This is a genomic window from Streptomyces doebereineriae (assembly GCF_031845645.1).
Lineage (GTDB): Bacteria > Actinomycetota > Actinomycetes > Streptomycetales > Streptomycetaceae > Streptomyces > Streptomyces canus.
Map to the genome: position 1 here is coordinate 1 of NZ_JAVREZ010000399.1, position 432 is coordinate 432.

At 64.4% G+C, this 432-nt stretch carries 1 protein-coding gene; it reads left to right on the forward strand.

Annotation, left to right across the window (positions count from 1 at the left end; genetic code table 11):
* Window positions 1–432, forward strand: a 432-nt coding sequence (locus RNB18_RS52495; protein WP_311721116.1) for an SDR family oxidoreductase, incomplete at both ends; no start/stop codon positions are given.

Below are 432 nucleotides of genomic sequence, written 5' to 3' on the forward strand. Positions count from 1 at the left end.
TTCATGACCGGTCAACTCGCGCTCATCACGGGCGCCGCTTCAGGAATCGGTCGAGCGGCCGCGGAGGCCCTCGCGCAGGCAGGCTGGCGGCTGGCTCTTGCCGACCGGGACGTCGCAGTGGAGCAGGTGGCCGCGCAAGTGGGTGGGGTGGGCACTGTCGTTGATGTACGTGACACTGCTGCAGTCGACGCATGGGTGAATTCACATCCCGACGCGGTGGCGCTGGTCTACTCGGCGGGCATCTGCGCTGGTGAGTACTTGGTGGATTCCAGTGACGAGGACTGGAACACGGTGCTCGACATCAATCTGATGGGCTCGGTTCGGGCTCTGCGTGCGTTCGCGCGCAACATGATTGCCGCTGGGGGAGGCGGATCGGCGATCTTGATCGCCTCGAACAACGCTTTCTGGCCATGCCGGAGCATCAGCCAGTAC